The following is a 20,153-nucleotide window of genomic DNA, read 5'->3' as shown; positions in this document are numbered from 1 at the left end:
TCATGAGCGGGATGGGGTGACCGGGAGATCACCCTCACGGGGGAAGTGGTCATACCGGCACCCGGCCACCCGGCCAACCGGTCCTGGAAGTGTGGGTTGCCGCAGCGGAGGAGAAGCCGGCGGTTGTTGCCGCCCAAGTCCAGGCCGACTCCGGGCCGCGTCCCGACCCCGGCACTCCCGAGAAGGAGAAGGAACCCCACGTATGGGGCCAGGCTGTTGCCGCGGTGGCCGTCGTCGGGGCGCTCGTGGCGGCGGTATGGGTCGTTCCCCACGTCCTGCCGTCCTCCGACGACAGCAGGACGCAGCCCGCCCCGTGCCCGGGCGGGGAACACCAGGAGCTGCCGAAGGCCTACAAGGCGACGCCCCGGGCCGCGACCGGCGGCGAGCTGTGCAAGGCGCTCAACCGGCCTGACCTGGCCCAGATGCTCGGCAAGTCCGGAGAGATCGCGACCACGGTCTCCGGTACCAACAACACCGCTCCCCTGACGGGCGAGAGGATCGCCCTGCCGGAGGCGGAGGTCAGGTTCGCCACGTACACCGTGCATCTTTCGGCCACGTACAACGAGCTGTCGTTGGCGCAGTACAGGAAGTTCATGAAGTTCGGCAATGAGAGGGACATCAAGACACTGACGGTTCTCGGCCGGCCAGCGGTCCTGTCCTCGGATCACACCATGGCGATCAAGGTCAATCTCGGGGGCGGCTCCGGTGGCCAGGTCGGTGAAGGGCCCCTGGCCAGGACGCTGCTCGTGGCCCTCGACCGGGCGGACCGGGGCGGCTACTACGAGGTGACCGTGTGGAGTACGTCCGGCGCCCTCCCGGACGACAGTGTTCTCGTCGGTATCGCGCAGAAGGTTCTTCCGACCATCCCCGAGCGGGCGGCTGCCCGCTGAGATCTGCCCGACGCGGCTGCGTGAACGATGGGCGAGGACGCGCCCCGGCGAAACCCGCGCTCAGGAGACGAATTCGTCGGACAGCTTGCAGCCCGCGACCAGGGCGGGAGCCGTGGCGGTGTCACCGGTGGCCCGGTGGTGGGGATTGCAGTTGAGGACCAGGAGCAGCGAGCCACCGAGCTGGCGTACCGTCCTGGGGTTCGGGGCGACCACGGCGAAGTCCTTGCCGACCGCGAAACCGCCTTTGTCTCCGGCGCTCGGCGCGGACTTCATACGCTCGGCGATGTCGGCGCGGTAGGCGGCCTGGAACTTCTTCATACCGGCCCCGGGACCGGTCCAGAACACGCGGATCCAGCCGCCGTGGCCGTCGTCGCACGTCCCACGGAACCGGACGCCCCACTTCTTCTCGTCGAACTCCTCGTCCATCGGGTAGTAGCGGTCGTCGGAGGGGTCGATGCTGTAGCGCTTGCAGGTGGTGAAGCGCTGGACGTACTCGCCGGCGGCCATGACCGCACCCGCCTCGGGCAGGTTGTCCAGCATGAACCGCTGACGCGTGGTCAGCCCGTCGGCTCCGACCGCGCCCCCGGTGCCGCCGTTCCGGCCGGCGCCGGCCTCGTCGGCCGGTGGGGCCGCGGGCGGGGCGGTGTCCGCCTCGGCGGAGCCCGGGGGCTTGGCCAGTCCGCCGGTGCCGCGCGAACCGCCGGTCGAAGCGGCGGAGGCGGAGGCGTCACCGGGGGCCGCCCCCTCGCGCTTCTCCTTCGGCTCGCACCCGCTCAACGCCATGCCCAGCACACTGATGGTTGCCACGACCGCCGACATCCGTACCGCACGCATCACTACACCCCGTCGGATTGCTCTTGGAGCACGCGACCTTAGGGCATGGACATGCCGAAGATCAAAAGCGGTCGCGCGACGCCGCCCATCTGGTCCGACCATCGCGGTCGCCGCATATTGTCCGTCCATTACGCGGACGGCCGAAAGCGAGTGCCGAGCGCCCCAACTGCCCACCCCGCCAACAAAGTTCCCCGTTCCCCAGGGAACGCATCAGCGCGATCCGCCCTCTTACAGGGCGTACACCCTAAAGGTAACGAAAGGGGAAGACATGTACGTATCTGCCATGCGCAAGGCGGTCGCCGCCGGAGCGGTCGCGGCACTTGCCGGAACGGGGATCCTGCTCGGCGCCGGCGCGGCTTCGGCGGCGCCCGCGACGGCGACCGTTACCGCCGCTCCGCAGACCCCCACTCCCGCACCCGCACCCGCCCCTGCCCCGGCGACCGGGCCCACGGGCCGGGTCATCGCCAACGGCGGTCTGTGGGTCCACCAGGATGCGACCACCGCGTCCAAGCGGCTCAACCTGCTGCCCGAAGGCACGGTGACCGCCCTGCAGTGCAAGAAGAACAGCCAGAACGTGGACGGCAACCGGCTCTGGTACAAGCTCGGCGCGGGCAAGCCCGGCTGGGTCACCGCTCGCTACGTGAAGAACCTCGCCCCGGTGCCGTACTGCAAGTGACCTGATTCGGCGTCAATGGGCGTCTGTTCTCACCCCGCCGGAACAGACGCCCGTCCCTCTTCGGTGCCGAATGCGGGAAGCGATGGCCGTCGTGGTGTGTTGTCGGAGAGACTCATGGCGTGTCTGACAACGCACTGCTCGTCGCGGGCCTCACGGGTATCACGGCGATCGCGGCCAGCTCACTGGCAAGCTGGCTGACCAGCAGGGGCAATGCCCACGCCGCCCGGGTCCAGGTCAGTGCCACCACTGAAGCGCAACGTCGGGAAAGTCTGCGCCAGACCCGACGGGCCGCCTATCTGGAACTCATCGACTGGGCGCACGCCGTTGCCGACGGGCTGCGGGGAGTCGACGGTCTCTCCGCCGCCGAGTACCAAGCCGCCCTGGCCGCTCACCGCGAACGGCATCAGCACTTACGGCGTGCGGTCACGCTGATCGGCCTGGAAGGTCCGTCCAGCGTCGACGTCGCGGCATCACACCTGTTGATCATGTCGGGCATGCTCGGTACCGCACTGGCCGCCGCGGCCGAGAACGTCAGCCGGGACAACCGGCGCGAGTTCCAGGATGCCCTGCGCGCGTATATACGCCTGATCAGGCCGGTCGTGGACGCGGCTGCCACGGCGCTCAACGAGACGTAGGTGCGGTGCTGTTGGGCGGGGTGCGGCAGTTGAGGCCGCACCCCTTCAAAGAGCCCGCACTCCCATCAAAGCCCGCACCCCTTCAAAGAGCCCCCACCCCTCGCCCGGTCAGCTCAGGACTGCCACATGAGCCAGGGGTCGTCACGGCAGTCCTGTTGCAGTACCGGCTCGTTGTCGCGCGAACCCGCACGGGAGCCGGCACACTTGCCGCTGTTGACGTTGACCAACTGCCAGGCCCGGAACGCACTGCGGTAGCGCAGCGTCCAGAACTGGTCGGGGAACAGGCCCTGCCGGTCGCCGCACAGATAGTGGGTCACGGGGACGTCATTGTCGACCCTGGCGCCCTCGACGGACAGACACAGGCCGCTGGACCGGTTGCGTATGGAGTAGACGGCGGGCGGCCCGGCCGACTCCCGGGTGAGATGCCACTGCTGTTCGGAATTCTCACCGCAGCCGGTCTGGACCATACCTGCCGCCGGCCCCTGGCTTTGGGGCGAGACGGACAGGCACAGATGGCTGCCCGCGTTCGCGAGCCGGAACAGGCCGTTCGGGGCGTCGGGAACCTCCGGCGTCTGCGCGGGCGGCGACGTCGAGTTGCTGGGAGCAGGCGCGACCGGGACCGCGGGGGAGGGCGGCGCCAGGAACCCGCCTCCCCGCGCCGGCACTGCCGGGGCCCCCGGAGGTGACGCCTTCGGTGGGCTCTGGCTCACGGAGGACGGGCTCACCGGGGAGGGGCTCGCCGGCGGGGTGACGGGAGGCGCAGAGCGTGCCGTGTCGCCCGGGGACGGCAGGTACTGCACCCGGTACGGCTGGACGTCCCGGGAGACCGGCGCGGGCGCGGCGGGCCGCTCCCGGCCCACGACGACCACGGCCGTCGCCGCCGACACCGCGACGGCCAGGACGGTGAACACGGCGAGGACGGCGGCCACCCCGAGGGAGGAGCGGACCGGGCCGCGGTGCGGCTCGGCGACCGCGATGTGCCCCGTCGTCGCACCCGTCACCGCCGGGGTCGGCGGGAAGATGCCGTACGGCAGAGGCGGCAAGGCCGTGTGGGCGATCACTTGCGCCACAGATGGGCGGTCGGTCCGCTCCAGGACAACGCCCTTCAGTGGCTCGCTCGTTGCGGTCCGGTGCTCCTGCCACAGGCACTCGACCTCATGCCCGGTGTGAGCCAGTGCGTCGGCCGTGCGCGCCAGCGCCAGCACCAGGTCGGTGCCCGCCGACGGCGACGTCGTGGACCCGGTCGGCAGGGCGGCGCGGCTCTCCGCCCGCGCCCGCCCGAGGATCTGCCGGGCACCGTCATGCAGGAACCGCACGATTTCCAACTGCCGCAGCGCCCGGTCCACCAGACCGTCCGCCGCCGGGTCGGAGTGAGCGTCCGCCTCCGGCGCGGCGGACGGTGACGGTGTCATCGGTGCCGACCCGTCGGTCGTCTCGCGTTCGTGGGGCCGTTGCTCCGGATCCGGTACGGCGGCCCGGAAGACCTCGTTGTTCCCCAGCAGTGCGCTCAGGAGGGCGAGGAGGCTCCGTACGAGCCCTTCGGCCTCCGCGAGGTCGGCCTCGGCGCGCCGCAACGCCTCGTCGAGTTTCAGCTCCGGACCCGCTTCGGCCTCCGCGACGAGAGCCGCCTCGTGCAGCCGGTGCGCCCGCTGGAGCAGCGTCTGGCGTCCGCGGGGGTCGCGTACACGGTCTCGCACGACGGAGTTCAGCCGGCCAAGAGGTATGACCCGGGCGCCGCTGCGGTAGTCGCTCCACGTCGTCTTGCTGCCGCCGTACCGCTCCGCGAGCTCACGGACCGTCAGCTCAGCCGTCAGTTCCCCCAGAAATCCGGCCAAAGCATCGGCCGCTCGCGTCGCGCCCTTCAGCGCCCCTTGTGGTCGTCCTTTTCTAGGCATGGTCGTTCCCCCATTTGTCCGCGGACAATCCCCCGTTGTCCGGCCCTTGACGCGGGCTGACCTGCGCGGATCGCATCGGGGCCACGCGGCCAACTCCACTCCCCGGCAGTGTCGGGCCGCGGAACGCCACCAGGGAACACCCGTTCCCCGGTGCCGTCCAGCGCACGGCCTGCCGTTGTCTCGATTGCACCAGACAATCGGCGCGCGTGCGACCCACTCGTCATCGGTTCCGCGGTCCGACACCCGCGGGCACGGGTGGCCGGCCCATGCGAGCCGTCCGTTCGCAGGCGTGTCGGACGTCTGTCGGCGTCGGACGTGCTCTGTAGGCGGTGTGTCGGTGGAGCTTGCGACCGTGGTCGGGACGGTGCTCCTCACGAGCACACGTTTCCCCGAGAGCAAGGAGCCCGTCCTCATGCATCCCACATCCCCGCGCCGACCGTGGGACGTTCACCGGCTGCCGTCCGCCGAGGGCAGGACTGTCCTGGTGACCGGAGGCAATGCCGGGATCGGCTATTTCGTCGCGGAGCAGCTCGCCGCCACCGGAGCCGTCGTCGTCCTCGGCAGCCGGGACGCCGCGAGGGCCGATGCCGCCATGGCCTCCATCCACGCGCGCGTCCAAGGTGCTCGCGTGCGGCATCTTCAACTGGACCTCGCCGACCTGTCATCCCTGACGACCGCCGTGGACGCGCTGGACCTCGACCAGCTCGACGCGGTGGTGCACAACGCCGGGGTCGCGCTCGACGATCCGCCGCGACGAGAGACCGGCGACGGCCACGAGTTGATGTTCGGCACCAACCACCTCGGCCACTTCGCGCTCACCCGGTGGCTGGCCCCCCTGCTGTCCGCGGCGCCGGAAGGCCGCATCGTGACGGTGGGAAGCTTTGCCGCTCGCTCCGAGCGACTGGACTTGGGCGATCTGCAGTCGAGTCAGGACTACCGGCCCAAGCGCACCTACGGCCGGTCGAAGCTGGCGCAGATGAGCTTCGGTTTCGAGCTGGACCGCCGCCTGCGCGCCGCCGGCAGCACGGTACTCAGTGTGGTGGCCCACCCCGGCGGTGCGCTGGACGCCCTCACACCATCGCGCCCGCCGGTACACGTGATCACCCGCGCCAGGCGTCTGCGGGCCGTGCCTGCGGGGCTGGTGGTGCAGGGCAAGGACGCCGGAGCATGGCCCGTCGTCCGTGCCGTCCTCGACTCGGAGGTGGTGGGGGGACAGTTGTGGGGACCGAGGGTCTTCGGCCTGCGTGGCTCACCACGGCGCGAGCCCGTCCCCTCTCACATGGCCGACCGGACCGTCGCGGCCCGCCTGTGGGACGCCAGCTGCGAGCTGACCGACATCGATCCGCACCTCGGCTTCCGCCTCCGGTAGACGCGGAATCCCACGGCCGGATAGCCCTGGGCGACTCTCACCCCCGGGGCGGGTCAGGCTCCCGCATCCCCTCCGGGAGTCGGTTCCTCCCCGTCCGTGAGGCGGGCCAGCAGCGTACGGGCCTCTCGGATGCGAGGGTGGGCCGGGTGCAGAGCCTCTTCACAGGCGAGTACGGCCCGGCGAGCGGCCTCTTCCGCCTCCTGGTCGCGGCCGAGATGGTGCAGGGAGGTGGCTATGAGGATGTCCAGGGCGCCGGTGGAGGCCCGGGTTCCGGCCACAGGCCACTGGTGTGCCTCGGTCAGGGCTTCCTCGTAGCGGCCCCGACCGTTGAGGCTGCACACCAGAACGCGACCGAGCGCGGCTGCTGCGAGGCCGTCCGCGCGCGGCAGATTCCCGCGTGCGATGGCCTCCGCCTCCTCGTGGCGGCCCTGACCGTTCAACGCCGCGGCCAGCTTGGTCAGCGCGAAGAGTTCGGTCTCCCACACCTGCGTGAGGTGTGCGAGGCGGGCCGCGGCGCGAAGGATGTCCCGCGCCTCGGACTCGGCTTCCTCGTACCGCTCCTGCTGGAGAAGGATCTCCACGTAGTGCGCCCGGACGGCCAGCAGGAGCGTCCGCAGAGTCGGGCCGGCGTACGACGACCGCGTCATCTCGGCGATCAGGGCTTCCAACTCGGGCAGCACTTCCTGGCCGCGCCCATGAGCGACGGCGGCGGTCACCGCCAACGCCTTGGCCAACCATGTCGAAAGCTCGGAATCCGCGCCCCGGACGGGTGGCATCGCCGCGAGGAACCGTCCGCCCTCCTCGGCCTGCTCGAACTCCCCCGCCGCGAACAGTTTGTGGCCCCGCTCCAGCACCGCGCTCTGGGCCGGCGCCAGTTGTCCCTTGGTCCGCCTGTGCCGCAGACGGTCCCACTCCGCTCGTATCCCTCTCACACCGAGTGAGGCTACGCGACGGGGGCACCGCCGCGACAGCAACATCATCTTCCGGCGGCCTGAGAGGCGGGTTGAGGAAGGTGGGTTGAGGACGGGCGGTCCGGAGGGGGCCGCGGCTGGTGCGTCCCGCGCCGCCGTGCGCCATGAACGCGTCACTCCGGTGCGGGACCCGCGATGCGTTCGATACGTGGCTGGGCGACCCGGGCGTAATCCTCGCCGGAGATGACCAGCGAGCGGTCGAGGCGAGCGGCGTTGAAGTGGAGGCGGGGCAGGGCGGTGACACCGGGGTCCGCGATGAGTTCGAGTTCCGGGTCGAAGCTGAAGGGCAGGACGGTGCCGGGGACGGCATGGGCCAGTCGCTCCGCCGTGGCCGCGTCACAGAAACCGACGTAACGGGCCGCGAACAGCGTGCGGACGGCGTTGAGGTCGACGCGCCGGTCACCTGGGACGACCGCGAGCACGTAACGGGTGACCCGCCGGTCGATCTTGACGATGAGGATCAGGCATTTCGCTGCCTCCGACACCGGGTGTCCGCGCAGCGCGCTGACCGTTTCGGTCGTGCCTTCCGGTTCATGCTCAATGATTTTGTACACGGTCGCCGTGCTGTCGAGCAGGTCGATCAGACGCTGGTAGGTGCCGCTGTCCGACATGGTGACTCCTCCTGTTGAGTGGTGCGGTGAGTGCGTTCGATGCTCTGGCCCCAGTACGTTCCGGTGACCATGAGCGCCGCCCCGAGACCGGCGAGAGCGGTGAACTTCTCGCCTCCGAGGCCGATGCCGACCGCGACGGCCCAGACGGGTTCGGTGCCCAGGAGCAGACTGGCCCGGCTCGCGGAGCTGTTCTGTACCGCCCAGGTCTGGGCGAGGAAGGCGAACACGCTGCAGAACAGGGCCAGATAGGCAAGCCGGCCCCAGACCGCAGCATCGACCTGCGTCAGCCTCGGCAGTCCGCTGGAGGCCGGCACAGCCAGCAGCACCGAACCGAGAACCGTCTGGACGGCCGTCAGTTGCAGGGGCCGGACGGCGCGCCCCTTCGTCAGGTGTCCCACGAGTGCGACGTGCCCGGCGCGCACCACCGCGGCGGCGAGCATCAGCAGGTCGCCGATGCGGAGCGAGTGAAAGCCACTCCCGGACATGAGGAGGGTGACGGCCAGCAGGCACACACCGGTGGCGGCGAAGAAGCGCGGGGGCAGTGGGCCGTTGCCGGCCGTGCGGTCCATCAGTGGCGTGAGCACGATGGTGAGGCTGATGATCAGGCCGGCATTGGCCGCGCTGGTGTGCGCGACCCCGTACGTCTCCAAAACGAGGACAGCCGCCTGGGTGACCCCCAGGAAGGACCCGACACGCACTTCGTCGCGCGTGTAGCGCCGCTCCTGCCGGACGGCGACGAGGACGAGGCAGGCGAACCCGGACAGGGCATACCGGGCGAACAGCACCACCAGGACGGGCAGGGCATAGGTGGCCGTCTTCGCGGCCAGATAGCTGGAGCCCCAGACGATGGCGACAAGCAGAAGCACTGCGTCAGTGCGGCGGGTGTGGAACACCCCCCTACGCTGCATTGCTTCCACCGTGAAGCCAAGGGCGTACTTCTTAAGAGATCTTGAAGGATCCCTACACTGTGACGGTGAACGAACGACAGTTGCAGATCTTGCGGGAGCTCGGCGAGCTGGGAAGCGTCACCGCGACCGCCGAGGCGCTGTTGATGACTCCCTCGGCGGTCTCCCAGCAGCTACGACTGCTGCAACGCTCGATCCCCGTCCCCCTCACCGAGCGCGAGGGGCGGCGGCTGGTGCTCACCGATGCCGGGAACGCCCTGGCCGGCGCGGCCATCGAGGTGGAGACCGCGCTGGCCCGGGCCCGGCACACCATCGAGGAGTTCATCGACCAGCCGGACGCGGGGGTGTCGGTGGCGGCTTTCCACAGTGCGGCCTCCGCGTTCTTCCCCCTGCTGCTGCACGGCCGGACCGGCTCTGGACGCCCGGCGCTTTTCCTCGCCGACGAGGACGTCGCGCAGGACCACTTCCCGCGGCTGACCCGCCACTACGATCTCGTACTCGCCCACCGCCTCGACCAGGCGCCGCCCTGGCCCGCCACGGTCACCGCCAGTACGTTGCTGCGCGAGCCGCTCGACGTCGCCCTGCCGGCCGACCACCCCCTCGCCGCCAAACGACGCCTCACCCCGCGCGATGTCGCCGACCAACCGTGGATCACCGTTCACGACGGCTTTCCGCTGATGGCGACCATCGACGCCATCGCGACCGCCGCGAACCGGCGGCTCGACATCGTCCATCGCATCAACGAGTTCACCGTCGTCGCCGAAGTCGTAGCCGCCGGAGGCGGTCTGGCCCTGATGCCACGCTGGACCACGCGCCCGCACCCCGCACTGGTTTTCCGACCACTCAGCGGTGTGCACACCCGACGCCACATCGACGTGCTCCACCGCCCCGAACGCTCCGCGCGACGAGCCGTACGGACGGTGCTCGACGAACTGCACCGTGCAGCCGCGACGATCCGCAGCCGCGACGCCGAGGCGGGGGCCGGTGCGCAACGGGCACGGGCTTGAGGAGGAGGGTCTCGCCCAGTGGACACGATGGTGATTTCCGACCCGCTGGGGCGGGCAGCCAGCGCGGGATGGCCGATCTGGCTGCCCTCGTCAAACCCCCTGACTCGTCATTCCCTCAGCATCGCTCGCGCCCGGTCAACGACCCTGGACGCGGCGGACCGTTCGGCGCTGAGGCGACTTCTCTCGTGTTCGATCGCCGTTTCCTGGTAGGCCGCCTCGACCGCGAACCACTCGCGGACCACCCCGGAAGACCGGTTGCACCGTACCTCCGCGACGGCCTGTGCCCGCTCCGCCGACGCGTTGGGCAGCGCCTTGGCGGGCGTGTCCACGGGGGAGGAGAAGTGGTAGCCGTGCGCACTCATGCACGACGACCACCTGGCCACCGCCGCGACGACACGTGGGTCCTTGGCCGACGCGTCCCACGTCCTGCGCTGCAATTCCATGGCGATCGGCGTCTCGCGCGCCCGGGAGACGTCGCCGAGTTGCCGTACGGCCCAGCCCGCACAGCCTGCTGGAGGCTGCCCCCCACTGGACGCCCCGTCGTAGATCCGGCGCTGTGCCGTCGTCAGCTTCGGCGCGGCGGGTGGCGCGGTGTTTCTGGACGGAGGGAGCCCGTAGCCGTACTGCGAGGCCTGTTCCAGGTCCGTCAGGCCGTAGCGCCGCTCCAGGAAGTTCTTCAGGGGCGGCCGTACGTGCGGCAGCGGACTCACCGGCGCACCTCGTTCGCGCATACAGCGTTCCACCAGTCGCTCGTACGCCCTGTTCACGTCGTCACGCTGCTGGTAGCTGAGCAGATACGCCTGGACGGGCAGTTCCGCCGGCCGTTTGCTTCCGGCTGCCTGCGAACCGTCGGCAGTCGCCACGTATCCCACGGCGCCGCCGACCGTCACACACACGGCGACAGCACACGCCATGGTCACGGTTCGAGTGGTCACGGCCCGAACAGCACTGACGCGTCTTCGTTCTTCGTGTTCGGCAGACTGCTGAGGAAGTTGGTGGGAATGAAGTCGCTGGGTCCCTTGTACTCGAACCTGTAGAACACCGTGGCGGCGTAGAAGTCGTTCGTGTTGCGCGCCGATCCCGCGTTGTTCCAGACGCTCTGCCCGATGCCGTTGCAGTTCGTACCGCAGGCGTTGAACACGGTGTTCGACAGGTTGGGGATGTTCCCGCCGATCCTGACGAAGGCGCCGCCTCCGCCCGAGTTGTAGTAGAGGCAGAACCACCCGTCGACGCAACTGTCCGCGCTCGCCGGGGAGGCCGCTGCCATGGAGCCTGCCGTGAGGCTCAGCGCGGCCAGTGCCGTGAGTATGAGACCTCGTCTGCGCATCTTTGCTCCTCGGTCGGTCGTGAAACGGGACGGGGCCGTGGCCGTGACGGTGTCCGTGGCTGCACTTGCCCCTGTGAGAAGTCTGCGTTTCCGCGCCCGTCGACGTCATTGACCCTCGGCGCAGTCCTCGTTGATTCTGCGCGCAGCGGTGGTCGTGCCGGTGTGAGGGGATGTCCGGCCGGCGACAGCCGGGAAGGTCAGCGCTGTCGTCGGCCGGTGGCCCGCAGACGGTCCATGGTTGCTGAAGGCGGCTGCCTGGCACGCGCCATGCGCGGGCGCCTGCCCGTCAGGGGAGAGAGCGGGTCAGGAAAGGGTCCCCAGCACCGGCGCGCCGTAGGCCGCTGCCATGGGGGAGCTGCCCGTGGTGACGAAATCGCGGATGCCCGTCAGGTAGGCGGCGCGGTCGATGAGGCCGTCCCGGTCCTCATCCAGTGCGTCGAATGCCGCGTCGACGTCGGTTTCGGCGTTGCCCGCCGCTTTACGCAGGCGGGTGAATTCGGCACGGTCCAGACGCCCATCGGCGTCGATGTCGGCGATGTCGAACAGCGAGCCCAGAGCGCGCCGACAGGAGCGTTCGAAGGTCTCGTGCCCGACCCATGTGCGGTATTCCTCGAAGGTGACGCGTCCGTCGTGATCGGAGTCCATGTCCTCGAAGACCGCCTCATGTGCCGTCCGGGATTCGGTGACGACAGGGTGGTGGGCGTCGCGGCCCATCGCGGCTGCCACCCGGTCGACCCGCGCGAGGTATTCCGCGCGGGTGATCACGCCGTCGCCGTCCACATCCAGCATGGCGAAGATGCGGTGTTGCGGTGAGTCGGACACGGTACTGCCTCCTGGTGCCTCTACGACTGTCCGGGCAGCTGACCGGCCGCCCTGTCGCTGCCTACCCTTCCGCCGCGCGTCCTGGACGCCGACGGGGCCGTACGGGTAGCGAGGTTTCGTTTCTGCTTGGGCCGTGTGGGTGAACCGGTGGGTAGCTGGCCGCCCCCGCCCCTAGTCCCCGCCGTCTCCGCCCCCGCTGTCCCCTCCGCCTCCATCGCCGCCGCCCCCGTCCCCGCCGTCTCCGCCGTCGGAGCCCCAGCCGTCCGAGCCGCCCGCCTCGTTGTCCTCACCACCGCTGCCCAGGTTGCTGAACCAGGGGCGGCCCCAGGAGTCGTCCGTGGCGACCGGCTCGCCCGCGCCGGTGTGCGAGCGCTGGAGCCGGAAGCGGGCCGTGCCCGTGGTGTCGCCCAGGCCGAAGGTGACGGCGAAGGCCTGGGCCATGACGGCGTCCAGCGGGTCCGGGCTCTCGTAGTGCACGGGCGCCAAGGGCAGCAGTACCGTGCCGGGGTCGAGGTCGGGGCGGCGCGGCGGTCGCTCCAGCAGGGCGACGCGCCGCTCGTCGCGCAGCAACCAGGAGCTCATGGGGCTTGCCCGGCGCAGCTCCCAGGTGCCCTGGGGCAGCCGCGCCTGTGCGTAGCTCTTGGACTTGCGCAGTTTCCTTTTGAGGACGAGGACGGCCGGTACGTCCCCGACCGTCATCCGCAGCCCCTGCGCCTGGTCGGCGTTGCTGCTGAGGAAGCCGCGTGGCGCCCGTATCCGTACGGTTGGAGCGCCCGGCCCCCACACGTCCACGCGGACCAGCCGCCGGTCCACGGCCACGCCCACCTGGCCGGCGGGGCCGGGGGCGTACCGGCGGGCCATCCACAGTGGCACGCCCTCCATCCGCGCCCGCTCGGCCAGGGCGTTCAGCTGCGCGGGGCCGCCACAGTGCCGTACCGCCAACTCGCCGAGCCGCTGGGCGAATTCGGCGGTCTGGCGGACTTTGACGAGAGTGGTGGTGCCGGTGACGCGGGTGACGGGGATGATGCCACTGCCTGCGGGCAACTGGTCCAGCGGACGTTCCGTTCCGCCCCCGCCGAGCCAGTGACCGCGCTGGAACGTCTCGGCCATGGCCGCCAGGTTCAGCTCGCTCAGCGGCGTGACGTGGCCGCCGCGCCGCAGGTCCTCCTCCGTCAGCTCAACGGTCCGGGCCAGCGGATTCCATGACCGTTCCGTATAGAGCGCCTGGCTCATGCCATCTCCCGTTTTCGTGCAGTGCAGCCACCGAGCCTATCGAGCCTCAGGACGCGTTCGATCGGTGTGCGGTTTCCGGAGGCCGCTGACTTCGTCAAGGCCCGCATCACCCATAGGGGTTGTCGCGGTGCGAGGACGCGCCATGCCCCGCGCACGTGCCGTACGGTTTCCTGACTGCGCCTGCCCCGGGGAGCCCGGCGGGCCGGACCGGGGAGAGGACGGCGTCGGGGTGGTTGGGGACGATCAGGAGACCTGGGCTGCGCGAGCAACCTGCCGTACCGCGGAACCGGACGAACTGTTCGTCGAGGGCGCGGCACAGAACAGGGCCAAGGCCGTCTGCACGGGCTGCCCCGTGCGCACCGAGTGCCTTGCCCACGCCCTGGACGAGCGCATCGAGCACGGCATCTGGGGCGGTATGACCGAGCGGGAACGGCGGGCCCTCCTGCGACGGCGCCCCCTGGTCACGTCCTGGCGCCGCCTGCTCGAAGCGGCCCGGTCGGAACACGAGCGGAACAGGGCTGCTGACGGTGGCGGGGCACCCTGGGAGGCCATCGGATGACAGGAGGTCGAAGGACGCGGCGTCAGTAGGAGGCCTGCGCGCTCAGGCCGAAGAGCAGCTCTGACCTGGTCCTGAGCGCGCGGTGGGCGGATGCGGGCCGTAGTGGGCCGACTGTCTATGCTGCTCCGATGGCTGTAGTGGACATGAAGAAATCGCAGGGCTCGACCGTGGACCGGGGTTTGTACTTCCTGTTCACCCTCGTCGTGATGGGGCTCGGTTGGGTCATCGCCGCGGCCAATACGGGGATCTCGTATCTCGCGCTGGGCATGGACGTGATCCCGATCATCACCGGCTTCATCGGGTGCTTGGTCTTCGTGATCGCCCTGCGCTTCCTGCATCGCGCATGGTGGCTCGCCTTCCTCTCCTTTCTGCCGGCCGTGTTCGTGCTCGTGGGTTCGGTCCAGTACGCCCCCGAGGCGGCGCTCGACAACCGAGGTGTGCGCGAGACCGTCCGTATCGCGGCCGACAGCGCCGCCGACGGTGACTCGAACCACCGCTTCACCCTCATCGGCCCGTCGGGTCAGCTCAAGTCGACCCTGGACTACGACGGGGACCACCCGAAGTGGAAGGTGGGCGACCGCGTCGAGGTCGTCCGCGACCCGAAGAACGTCGTCCCGATGGAGGCGGCCTCCGACGTCGATCCTGGCAGCCGACTCGCCACTCTCCTGATGGGCGTCGCCGGATGGACGGGCATTACCCTGCTGGCCGGCCAGCGCGGTTTTGTACGACGTCGCGCCGGTCGGCGTCCCGTATTCGAGACCATCGACTGACACGGACTGACACGGACTGACGGCTGGCGCCTGATCGCCAGAGCCCTCATCGCCGCTGTCTCGCCACATAGTCGTCCAGCGTCTCCAGCGCACCCCAAGCGCGGTCGAACATGGACGCGAAGTGGGCCAGGAATACCGGCCCTTCGACGCTGAACCCGGTGAGCTGCTGGCGGCCGGCGCCGGAGAAGGAGAGGAAGGTGACGGAGTCGTCCAGCAGGCCGGTGTTGTACCAGGCGCAGGAGCTGTTCCAGGGCATCACCCGGGCCTCATAGGCATACACGTCCCTGATCTCCGTCTGGTGTTTCCGCAGCCAGGCCAGATACGTCGGCGGAGGTACGCCGTCGCGCTCCGGAACGCCGATGATGCGTCGCACGCTCGTCGACTCGTCGGCGTGTTCCCTGGCCCACTGCAATACCGCCTGGTAATAGGTGGCCACCTCCGCGGAGACCCAGTGGTCGGGAGGGTGCAGCCGTACGTACGTGAGGCGGATCTCGCGGCGGGCGGCGCGAAGGCGGTCGGTCGCGGCCCGGTAGAAGGCGGGAGCGTCGGCGTAACAGACCATCTGGGCTTCGTGTGTGCGCGGTGGGGGGTCCCCTGAAGGGTGTTTCAGGTCATCCTGTTCGGTTCGGACCGTGCGCCAGAACTCCTTCCACCACTCCCAGTCCCCGCCCAGGGCGGTCACCAGCCGACGGGTGAGCGGCTCACTGGGCAGTCGGTGGCCGTTGAGCGCTTCCGAGACCGTTGCCTGACTGCACTGGGCTCGGGCGGCGATCGTCCTGAGCTGAGGATCGCCCGCGCTGATGCGTAAGCGCCGCAGCTCGGCGGCGAACCGCTGCACGGGTGACAGCGGCCCGCGTGAGTAGTCCTCCACGCCCCCTCCAGTGCCTGACAAGAACCGGATGGCCGAGATACTCGCACTTCGCGCACCGGGGGTGTGGAACTTCACTGAATTCCGCTGAAGAAGACCGAACTTCTGGTCCCTTTCCCGGTCCCTCGAAGCTCGTGGGATTCCGTGGACGGCGGGCACGGCGACCGGTCGAATAGGGGATGACTCGGTTCAAGAGCCCCAGGAAGGTGAGATGCACATGTCCATGGACATCGCGGGGTCACTCCGCCGCCACTACTCGACCTTTTTAGCCGTTCTGGTGACGGGTGTCATCCTGATCACTCTGGGCGGGGGGGCCTCGCCGTACACGACCACCTGGTTGAACTGCGTGCTCGGTGTCGCCAGTCTGGTCAGCGCCTACGCCCTCGCGCCGGCGCCACCGTCGACCGGCAAGCCCTGACGGGCGGCCTGCGCGGGGGTGGACGGGGGCGTCGGACAGGGGATGACCCCCGTCATGGGTGCGCTGGTGCCGGGCAGGTGACACCCATAGCGCGTTCGAGATTTCGGTTCACTTTCGGTCCAGTTTCGGAAAGCTGAGTCTCTTTCAGCGGTGGTGAAGAGCGGCCGGTCAGCCGTCTCGGCACGTCTGATCGGCAAGGATCAGGCGCTGCGCGGCTGGCCGTCGTGCACCTCGGCTTCTCGAAACATTTCGGAGACCTAATCGAATCATGCGAGAGATATTGACGGGAGCCGTCGGCCTCGTATGATCCCTGGTGATCGATGAGTCGACTGGTGTTCGCAATACCGAACGTCGCGGAACCAATTCACCGACCCAGGCGCGCCGCGCCCTCGCAGGGAGATCGACACATGGATATGTCATGCTCTGATCAAATGCCGGGTCGGCGCCGGGTCCTGGCCGTCGCCACCGGTCTGGCCGCCGGAACCCTGCTTCCCCACACCCCGGCCCTCGCGGCTGCCGCGACGTTCACGAATCCGGTGATCTGGCAGGACTTCGCGGACCTCGACGTCATCCGCGTCGGCACCACCTACTACGCCTCGGCGTCGACGATGCACTACTCGCCGGGCGCACCCGTCCTGCGCTCCTACGACCTGGTGAACTGGGAGATCGCCGGCCACGCGGTGCCCCGCCTGGACTTCGGCGCCAAGTACGACCTGAACGGCGCCCGGGGCTACGTCCGGGGCGTCTGGGCGTCGTCACTGGCCTACCGGCCGGGCAACAGGACCTTCTACTGGCTCGGTCAGATCGACTTCGCCAGGACATACGTCTACACCGCCACCGCGGTCGAGGGGCCCTGGAGCCGGCTCACCGCGATCAGCACGCCTTACTACGACGCGGGGCTGCTGGTCGACACCGACGACACCCTGTACGTGGCGTACGGCAACACCACGATCAACGTGGCCCAGCTCTCGCCCGACGGCCGCAACCAGGTCCGCAGCCAACCGGTGTTCACCGCGCCGTCCAGTGTCGGCACCCTTGAGGGCTCCCGCTTCTACAAGATCAACGGGCAGTACTACATCTTCCTGACCCGCCCCGCGAACGGACAGTACATTCTCAAGTCGTCGAGCGGCCCCTTCGGCCCCTACACGATGCGGCAGGTCCTCCTCGACCTGCGCGGGCCGATCACCGGCGGCGGCGTCCCGCACCAGGGCGGACTGGTGCAGACACGGAACGGCGCCTGGTACTACCTGGCCTTCGTGGACGCCTACCCCGGCGGCCGGGTCCCGGTCCTGGCGCCGATCACCTGGACCCCGGACGGCTGGCCCCTCGTCCAGCTGGTGAACGGCGCATGGGGCGCGTCCTACCCCCTGCCGGCCGTACCCGCCGCCCATCGCCAGGTGGCGCCCATGACCGGCGTCGACACCTTCGACGGGCCGGGGCTCAATCCGAGGTGGGAGTGGAACCACAACCCGGACGACTCCAAATGGTCACTGGGCGACGGACTGACCCTGCGGACCGCGACCGTCACCGGCGATCTGTACTGGGCCCGCAACACGCTGACGCACCGCATCCAGGGCCCCACCTCCACCGCGACGGTCCAGCTCGACTTCTCCGCGATGCGGGACGGCGACCGGGCCGGTCTCGCGCTGCTGCGGGACTCCTCCGCCTGGATCGGTGTCAGACGCGACGGCGGAGCGACCCGGGTGGCCATGGTCAACGGGCTGACCATGGACGGCAACTGGAACACCACCGGCACCGGTGCCGAGGTCGCGAGCGCCCCCGTCTCCGGAGGCCGCGTCTGGCTGCGCGCGAACGCCGACATCCGCCCGGGCGCGGCACGTCCCGGCACCTTTTCCTACAGCACCGACGGCACCACCTTCACCCGCCTCGGACCCGCCTTCACCATGGGCAACGACTGGCGGTTCTTCATGGGCCACCGGTTCGCCCTCTTCAACTACGCCACCCGGGCACTCGGCGGCGCGGTCCGCGTCCCGCGGTTCGAGCTGTCCACGCCCTGACCCGGACCCACCGAACGCACCACCCAACCCCCCGCCAACGGCAGAGGAGAACCATGAACCCGCTGAAACGGCTCGGTCGTCGCCGAGCCTCCCTGTTATCCCTGCTGGCCGTGGCCGCCCTGGTGACACCCGGGGCCGCGACCGCCGCGCCCCATACCGTCCGGGCCTCCACACTCGGCGCACAAGCCGCCCAGTCCGGACGCTACTTCGGGACCGCGGTGGCGGCAGGACGGCTCGGCGACGGTACGTACACCTCGATCCTGGACCGCGAGTTCAACTCGGTCACGCCCGAGAACGAGATGAAGTGGGACACCACCGAGCGCTCCCGCGGCTCGTTCAACTTCGGCCCCGCCGACCAGATCGTCAACCGCGCGGCGGCCCGCGGTCAGCGCGTGCGCGGCCACACCCTGGTGTGGCACTCCCAGCTCCCCGGCTGGGTCAGCTCCATCACGGACCCGAACACCCTGCGCAGCGTGATGAACAACCACATCACCACCGAGGCGAGCCACTACAAGGGCCGCATCCACTCGTGGGACGTGGTCAACGAGGCCTTCGCCGACGGCGGCAGCGGCCAGCACCGGCCCTCGGTGTTCCAGAACCTGCTGGGCAACGGCTTCATCGAACAGGCCTTCCGTACCGCGCGCTCGGCCGACCCCGCGGCCAAGCTCTGCTACAACGACTACAACATCGAGGACTGGAACGCCGCCAAGACCCAGGGCGTCTACCGTATGGTCCGCGACTTCAAGGCGCGGGGCGTGCCCATCGACTGCGTCGGCTTCCAGTCCCACTTCGGCGCCGGCGGCCCGCCGTCGAACTTCCCGACCACCCTGGCGAACTTCGCCGCCCTCGGCGTCGACGTCCAGCTCACCGAGCTCGACATCGCCCAGGCCTCACCCGCGGCCTACGCGAACACCGTGCGGACCTGCATGAACGTCGCCCGCTGCACCGGCATCACCGTCTGGGGCATCCGCGACAGCGACTCCTGGCGCAGTGGGGAGAACCCGCTGCTCTTCGACCGCAACGGCAACAAGAAGGCGGCCTACCAAGCCGCACTGACCGCACTGGGCGGCAGGGCGGCGGCGACCGGTACCCCGGCGCCCCGGTCCGCCGCCGCGCTCCCCTCGTCCTTCCGCTGGAGTTCGAGCGGATCGCTGATCGCCCCCAAGCCCGACGCGACCCACAACATCGCCGGGATCAAGGACCCGTCGGTCGTCTACTACAACGGCAAGTACCACGTGTTCGCCAGTACGGCGAGCGCCGCCGGATACAACCTGGTGTACCTGAGCTTCTCCGACTGGTCGCAGGCAGGCTCGGCCACCCACCACTACCTGGACCGCACCGCCATCGGCCCCGGGTACCGGGCCGCGCCGCAGGTCTTCTACAACGCGCCGCAGCGCCTGTGGTACCTCGTCTACCAGACCGGCAACGCGTCGTACTCCACCAACCCGGACATCAGCAACCCCAACGGGTGGAGCGCGCCCCGCAACTTCTACGCGTCGATGCCGGACATCATCCGGCAGAACATCGGCAACGGTTACTGGGTCGACATGTGGGTGATCTGCGACAGCGCCAACTGCTACCTGTTCTCCTCCGACGACAACGGACACCTGTACCGCTCGCAGACGACCGTCGGCCAGTTCCCCAACGGCTTCACCAACACCGTCATCGCGGCCCGGGACTCCAGGAACGCGCTGTTCGAGGCGAGCAACGTGTACAAGGTGCAGGGCACCAACCAGTATCTGCTCCTCGTCGAGGCCATCGGTTCCGACGGGCGGCGCTACTTCCGCTCCTGGACCTCGGGCAGCCTCGCCGGGTCCTGGACGCCGCTCGCCGCCTCCGAGAGCAATCCCTTCGCCCGGGCGAACAACGTCACCTTCCCGGCGGGTGCCTGGACCCGGGACATCAGTCACGGTGAGATGATCCGCGCGGGCTACGATCAGACTCTGACGATCCCCTCCTGCCGGCTTCAGTACCTGTACCAGGGGCTGAACCCCAACGCGGGCGGCGACTACAACTCCCTGCCGTGGCGGCTGGGCCTGCTCACCCAGACCAACTCGGCCTGCTGACCGTCCGAAGAGAAGCATGGGCCCCGCCGTTCGCGCGGGGCCCATGTTCCGTGGTCGGGACGGGTCACCGGGGTACTGCCACCGGGCTCGAAGCTACCGCCGGAGGCGGTATCCGGCGCGCTCTCGTCGACGAGCAGGCCGACTCGCTGCATGGTCTTCCTGCCGTGTGACCGGAACCCACGGCTGACGGTGGGCCGGCCCCTTCGCCCGCGCTTACCACTCACACGAGCCAGTTGTCCGCGGACAACCCCACTTGTCCGGCGGCGTCGCTCGCCTGAC

Annotated in this window: 20 protein-coding genes; 10 read left to right on the top strand and 10 right to left on the bottom strand. The window is 69.6% G+C overall.

Annotated elements, in window-relative coordinates:
• Nucleotides 1–89: 89 nt before the first annotated feature.
• The gene (locus ACZ5ID_RS17570) at nucleotides 90–890 is read left to right on the top strand and encodes a DUF6215 domain-containing protein (RefSeq protein WP_468898375.1); all 801 of its coding nucleotides are present in this window, start codon (nucleotides 90–92) and stop codon (nucleotides 888–890) included.
• 60 nt (nucleotides 891–950) lie between these two features.
• Here ACZ5ID_RS17570 and ACZ5ID_RS17565 read toward each other — a convergent pair whose 3' ends face one another.
• Nucleotides 951–1,697, bottom strand: a complete 747-nt coding sequence (locus ACZ5ID_RS17565; RefSeq protein ID WP_468898372.1) for a hypothetical protein — start codon at nucleotides 1,695–1,697, stop codon at nucleotides 951–953.
• A gap of 295 nt (nucleotides 1,698–1,992) precedes the next feature.
• On the opposite strand from ACZ5ID_RS17565, the gene ACZ5ID_RS17560 reads away from it, so the two are divergent.
• Both ACZ5ID_RS17560 and ACZ5ID_RS17555 read left to right on the top strand, forming a co-directional pair.
• Nucleotides 1,993–2,400 carry a hypothetical protein gene (locus ACZ5ID_RS17560; protein ID WP_468898369.1) on the top strand — a complete coding sequence of 136 codons (408 nt, stop codon included), beginning with the start codon at nucleotides 1,993–1,995 and terminating at the stop codon, nucleotides 2,398–2,400.
• Nucleotides 2,401–2,519: 119 nt separating this feature from the next.
• The gene (locus ACZ5ID_RS17555) at nucleotides 2,520–3,035 is read left to right on the top strand and encodes a hypothetical protein (protein ID WP_468898367.1); all 516 of its coding nucleotides are present in this window, start codon (nucleotides 2,520–2,522) and stop codon (nucleotides 3,033–3,035) included.
• A gap of 113 nt (nucleotides 3,036–3,148) precedes the next feature.
• On the opposite strand, the gene ACZ5ID_RS17550 is transcribed toward ACZ5ID_RS17555, so the two are convergent.
• A complete protein-coding gene (locus ACZ5ID_RS17550) occupies nucleotides 3,149–4,870 on the bottom strand; it encodes an RICIN domain-containing protein (protein ID WP_468898364.1) in 1,722 nt (573 codons plus the stop codon).
• Nucleotides 4,871–5,342: 472 nt separating this feature from the next.
• Here ACZ5ID_RS17550 and ACZ5ID_RS17545 point away from each other — a divergent pair, with 472 nt between their 5' ends.
• On the top strand, nucleotides 5,343–6,299 hold the full coding sequence (locus tag ACZ5ID_RS17545) for an SDR family NAD(P)-dependent oxidoreductase (protein ID WP_468898361.1): 957 nt from the start codon (nucleotides 5,343–5,345) through the stop codon (nucleotides 6,297–6,299).
• Nucleotides 6,300–6,352: 53 nt separating this feature from the next.
• Here the strand turns inward: ACZ5ID_RS17545 and ACZ5ID_RS17540 are convergent, their stop codons facing one another.
• The 3 genes from ACZ5ID_RS17540 to ACZ5ID_RS17530 form a co-directional block, all read right to left on the bottom strand.
• On the bottom strand, nucleotides 6,353–7,231 hold the full coding sequence (locus tag ACZ5ID_RS17540; RefSeq protein WP_468898358.1) for a tetratricopeptide repeat protein: 879 nt from the start codon (nucleotides 7,229–7,231) through the stop codon (nucleotides 6,353–6,355).
• Nucleotides 7,232–7,383: 152 nt separating this feature from the next.
• Nucleotides 7,384–7,881: a YbaK/EbsC family protein gene (locus ACZ5ID_RS17535; protein ID WP_468898356.1), complete on the bottom strand. Its 498-nt coding sequence runs from the start codon at nucleotides 7,879–7,881 to the stop codon at nucleotides 7,384–7,386.
• The gene (locus tag ACZ5ID_RS17530; RefSeq protein ID WP_468898354.1) at nucleotides 7,851–8,789 is read right to left on the bottom strand and encodes a DMT family transporter; all 939 of its coding nucleotides are present in this window, start codon (nucleotides 8,787–8,789) and stop codon (nucleotides 7,851–7,853) included. Before ACZ5ID_RS17530 ends, ACZ5ID_RS17535 begins: the two co-directional genes overlap by 31 nt.
• A 65-nt stretch (nucleotides 8,790–8,854) precedes the next feature.
• On the opposite strand from ACZ5ID_RS17530, the gene ACZ5ID_RS17525 reads away from it, so the two are divergent.
• Entirely contained in the window at nucleotides 8,855–9,793 is a 939-nt protein-coding gene (locus tag ACZ5ID_RS17525) for a LysR family transcriptional regulator (RefSeq protein WP_468898351.1), read from the top strand.
• A gap of 107 nt (nucleotides 9,794–9,900) precedes the next feature.
• Here ACZ5ID_RS17525 and ACZ5ID_RS17520 read toward each other — a convergent pair whose 3' ends face one another.
• The 4 genes from ACZ5ID_RS17520 to ACZ5ID_RS17505 all read right to left on the bottom strand — a co-directional run bounded on the left by ACZ5ID_RS17520 (nucleotide 9,901) and on the right by ACZ5ID_RS17505 (nucleotide 13,175).
• Nucleotides 9,901–10,728, bottom strand: coding sequence for a hypothetical protein (locus ACZ5ID_RS17520; RefSeq protein ID WP_468898348.1), 828 nt, complete (start codon nucleotides 10,726–10,728; stop codon nucleotides 9,901–9,903).
• A complete protein-coding gene (locus ACZ5ID_RS17515) occupies nucleotides 10,725–11,120 on the bottom strand; it encodes a peptidase inhibitor family I36 protein (protein ID WP_468898345.1) in 396 nt (131 codons plus the stop codon). The genes ACZ5ID_RS17520 and ACZ5ID_RS17515 overlap by 4 nt, the downstream gene beginning before the upstream one ends.
• A 303-nt stretch (nucleotides 11,121–11,423) precedes the next feature.
• Nucleotides 11,424–11,942: an EF-hand domain-containing protein gene (locus ACZ5ID_RS17510; RefSeq protein ID WP_468898343.1), complete on the bottom strand. Its 519-nt coding sequence runs from the start codon at nucleotides 11,940–11,942 to the stop codon at nucleotides 11,424–11,426.
• 171 nt (nucleotides 11,943–12,113) lie between these two features.
• On the bottom strand, nucleotides 12,114–13,175 hold the full coding sequence (locus ACZ5ID_RS17505) for a hypothetical protein (RefSeq protein WP_468898341.1): 1,062 nt from the start codon (nucleotides 13,173–13,175) through the stop codon (nucleotides 12,114–12,116).
• Nucleotides 13,176–13,317: 142 nt separating this feature from the next.
• Between ACZ5ID_RS17505 and ACZ5ID_RS17500 the strand changes: the two genes are divergently transcribed.
• The gene (locus ACZ5ID_RS17500) at nucleotides 13,318–13,734 is read left to right on the top strand and encodes a WhiB family transcriptional regulator (protein ID WP_468898338.1); all 417 of its coding nucleotides are present in this window, start codon (nucleotides 13,318–13,320) and stop codon (nucleotides 13,732–13,734) included.
• A gap of 128 nt (nucleotides 13,735–13,862) precedes the next feature.
• Complete coding sequence (locus tag ACZ5ID_RS17495; RefSeq protein ID WP_468898335.1) at nucleotides 13,863–14,504, top strand: DUF805 domain-containing protein; 642 nt, start codon at nucleotides 13,863–13,865, stop codon at nucleotides 14,502–14,504.
• A 46-nt stretch (nucleotides 14,505–14,550) separates the two neighbouring features.
• Here ACZ5ID_RS17495 and ACZ5ID_RS17490 read toward each other — a convergent pair whose 3' ends face one another.
• Nucleotides 14,551–15,375 (bottom strand): helix-turn-helix domain-containing protein, encoded by an 825-nt coding sequence (locus tag ACZ5ID_RS17490; protein ID WP_468898332.1) that lies wholly within the window; start codon nucleotides 15,373–15,375, stop codon nucleotides 14,551–14,553.
• 214 nt (nucleotides 15,376–15,589) lie between these two features.
• On the opposite strand from ACZ5ID_RS17490, the gene ACZ5ID_RS17485 reads away from it, so the two are divergent.
• From ACZ5ID_RS17485 to ACZ5ID_RS17475, 3 genes are all read left to right on the top strand, one after another.
• Nucleotides 15,590–15,790, top strand: coding sequence for a hypothetical protein (locus tag ACZ5ID_RS17485; protein ID WP_468898330.1), 201 nt, complete (start codon nucleotides 15,590–15,592; stop codon nucleotides 15,788–15,790).
• A 413-nt stretch (nucleotides 15,791–16,203) separates the two neighbouring features.
• Nucleotides 16,204–17,808: a glycoside hydrolase family 43 protein gene (locus ACZ5ID_RS17480; RefSeq protein ID WP_468898714.1), complete on the top strand. Its 1,605-nt coding sequence runs from the start codon at nucleotides 16,204–16,206 to the stop codon at nucleotides 17,806–17,808.
• Between the two features lie 53 nt (nucleotides 17,809–17,861).
• Nucleotides 17,862–19,874: a glycoside hydrolase gene (locus ACZ5ID_RS17475; protein WP_468898328.1), complete on the top strand. Its 2,013-nt coding sequence runs from the start codon at nucleotides 17,862–17,864 to the stop codon at nucleotides 19,872–19,874.
• Nucleotides 19,875–20,153: the final 279 nt, after the last annotated feature.

The sequence above is a fragment of the Streptomyces sp. NPDC031670 genome, assembly GCF_055580545.1.
Note: the sequence above shows the minus strand (reverse complement) of the source record. Positions and strands in the feature narration are given on the sequence as shown.